Origin of the sequence: Moorena sp. SIO3B2, assembly GCF_010692525.1 — a bacterium.
GTDB lineage: Bacteria > Cyanobacteriota > Cyanobacteriia > Cyanobacteriales > Coleofasciculaceae > Moorena > Moorena producens.
Window position 1 is genome coordinate 1 of record NZ_JAAHHE010000689.1, and the last position, 2,255, is coordinate 2,255.

Here is a 2,255-nt window from a genome sequence, read left to right on the forward strand (position 1 = left end):
AGGGAATCGGGAATCGGAACCCACCCCTAACCCCTTAGGGGTGGGTTCCGATTCCCGATTCCCTACTGAGAGTAATCTTGGCATTCTATCCTAGGAAAACGCAAACCTCTTATTGTTGTTGGAAAAATCCGATTACTAAACTTATGCTTTCAAGTACTACCCATGCCCTGAAAGAATGGGGTGTTGCGGTTGATGCCTTAGAAGCGGGCAAAACGATTATGCTGTTGCGCAAAGGGGGTATTCGTGAACAGGGCAACTGCTTCAGCGTGGCTCACCACCAGGTTTTACTCTACCCTACCTATGAGCATCAAAAGCCTAATTTGCTTAAACCTGACTATGCTGAACAAGTGAAACCTGTGCCCTCAGGTTGGCACCCGGAAACTGTTCGGATTGGTAGCTGGGCGTCTATTACTGATATTTTGCCGGTAACGGAGCAATCTACTATTGCTGCTCTGCTACCCTATCATATTTGGAATGAACAATTTGCCAGTGAGCGTTTGAAGTGGAAGCCACGTCAACCTTTATATGTATTGCTGTTGCGTACTTATCAGTTACCTGAGCCTGTGATCACTCCCTACCACCAAGAGTACGGAGGCTGTCGCTCATGGATTGATTTAGTTGAACCGATTTCTTACCAGGGAGTTGTACCGGTTTGGAATGATGGGGAGTATATCGAACAAGTCAGAGAAATTCGCAGTCTGATCGAGGATTGACTGGGAGCAACCACGCCACTTGCTCTGCGCACTCCCCCCAGTGGGCGCAGGGTCATCAAAGAAGATGGGTCTGAAACCCCGTCCTTCTAGGACGGCTTTGTGCTAAGATAGAAACGACGCAATGACCTAAAAAGAAAAGGTGAGATTCCTGGTAGTGGGACCCTTTGGTTAAAAGGTGGTTCACCGAAATGGAGACCCGGTTAAAGACTCCAATCCCAGCCCTCTATAAGCAAATAGTCTTTAAAGTCACGGGAATCAAACACTTTAAAAGTAGACTCAATGACAATATCTTGTCGGAGAGAGTAGAGGCAATTGGCACCGCCAAGTGGACTGCCGATTTCTTGGTACTACGGTACGGGAAGTCGATGTGGTTGTTACGAGCAATGCCCTTTTGGGTAACTCCTCGCTTTGAATCCCCGCGCGTTTACGCCGGGGAGTGTCAAAAGTGGATCCTAATTTAATAGCTCTGTCCGATCTGATACCCTTCTAGGTAAACTGGACTGTCGCTAGCTTCGGTTTGTCTTTCGAGACCGGCTAGGAGTCCTTGATTAAATAAAACGTATTCGATTGTGTCTGGGCTATAGCAATTGTATTGATAAACTAGGGTGGATACAGAGTAGGCTATATGATCGAAATTCCTAGACATAATGGATTTGCCTCCAATGGATACATTAATGGATAGATTGATACAGCTGCAGTTTTAGGGGTAATCAATGTTGTAAGTGACAGCTATGCTTCAAGAGTAATACGGGGAATATATCCGGGACATTACCCACGTGGGTGATTTTATTGTGGCTAAGGAATTGGCAAGGTATAGCAGAAGTCAGAAGTCAGAAGTCAGCAGTCAGAAGTCAGAAGTCAGAAGTCAGAAGTCAGCTTAAAATAGGGGATTGACCTGTGGTCACCCTACGCGATGTTCCTTTGGATGTTTGCGATGTTCCTTTGGAACCGCTTCGCGAACGCAAACATCCAAAGGAGTCGAAGAAGTCTAGCTATTGATAGCAATAACTCTATAAAATTATCTCTGTGCCCTTTGTGCCAGAGTCATATGCCCACTAATTCCTCTACCTCCTTTTCCCCAGAAGAGATTGCTGCTGAAGGGTTAACCCCTTCTGAATATGAAGAAATTGTCCAGCGCCTAGGGCGTCATCCCAATAAAGCTGAACTGGGAATGTTCGGTGTGATGTGGTCGGAACATTGCTGCTACAAGAACTCCCGTCCTCTACTCAAGCAATTTCCCACAGAAGGCAAACGTATTCTAGTCGGTCCTGGGGAAAATGCTGGTGTTGTAGACTTAGGTGATGGGCTACAACTGGCCTTTAAAATCGAATCCCACAATCACCCCTCAGCGGTAGAACCGTTTCAAGGAGCTGCTACCGGAGTAGGGGGGATTCTACGGGATATTTTTACCATGGGAGCTCGCCCGATTGCGGTCTTAAACTCTCTGCGCTTTGGGAGTTTGGATAATGCCAACACTAGACGATTGTTTAATGGGGTAGTAGCAGGAATCAGTCACTATGGCAATTGCGTGGGTGTCCCTAC

The 2,255-nt window shown here is 46.7% G+C and carries 4 protein-coding genes; 3 read left to right on the forward strand and 1 reads right to left on the reverse strand.

Annotation, left to right across the window (positions count from 1 at the left end; all coding sequences use genetic code 11):
* Positions 1 to 143 precede the first annotated feature (143 nt).
* The gene (locus F6K38_RS39855; RefSeq protein WP_009149717.1) at positions 144 to 713 is read left to right on the forward strand and encodes a DUF1802 family protein; all 570 of its coding nucleotides are present in this window, start codon (positions 144 to 146) and stop codon (positions 711 to 713) included.
* Between the two features lie 188 nt (positions 714 to 901).
* Positions 902 to 1,174 (forward strand): hypothetical protein, encoded by a 273-nt coding sequence (locus tag F6K38_RS39860; RefSeq protein ID WP_009149715.1) that lies wholly within the window; start codon positions 902 to 904, stop codon positions 1,172 to 1,174.
* Here the strand turns inward: F6K38_RS39860 and F6K38_RS39865 are convergent.
* Positions 1,171 to 1,359 carry a hypothetical protein gene (locus F6K38_RS39865; protein ID WP_044494517.1) on the reverse strand — a complete coding sequence of 63 codons (189 nt, stop codon included), beginning with the start codon at positions 1,357 to 1,359 and terminating at the stop codon, positions 1,171 to 1,173. The two genes, F6K38_RS39860 and F6K38_RS39865, sit on opposite strands and share 4 nt — an antisense overlap.
* Positions 1,360 to 1,761: 402 nt before the next feature.
* Here F6K38_RS39865 and F6K38_RS39870 point away from each other — a divergent pair.
* Positions 1,762 to 2,255 (forward strand): AIR synthase related protein (locus tag F6K38_RS39870; protein ID WP_287360407.1); only part of this gene is annotated, 494 nt, incomplete at its 3' end.

Excerpts from the sequence above, each read along its gene's own strand:
- F6K38_RS39855 (WP_009149717.1), top strand. The coding sequence starts at position 144 with ATGCTTTCAAGTACTACCCATGCCCTGAAAGAATGGGGTGTTGCGGTT.
- F6K38_RS39860 (WP_009149715.1), top strand. The coding sequence starts at position 902 with ATGGAGACCCGGTTAAAGACTCCAATCCCAGCCCTCTATAAGCAAATA.
- F6K38_RS39865 (WP_044494517.1), bottom strand. The coding sequence starts at position 1,359 with ATGTCTAGGAATTTCGATCATATAGCCTACTCTGTATCCACCCTAGTT.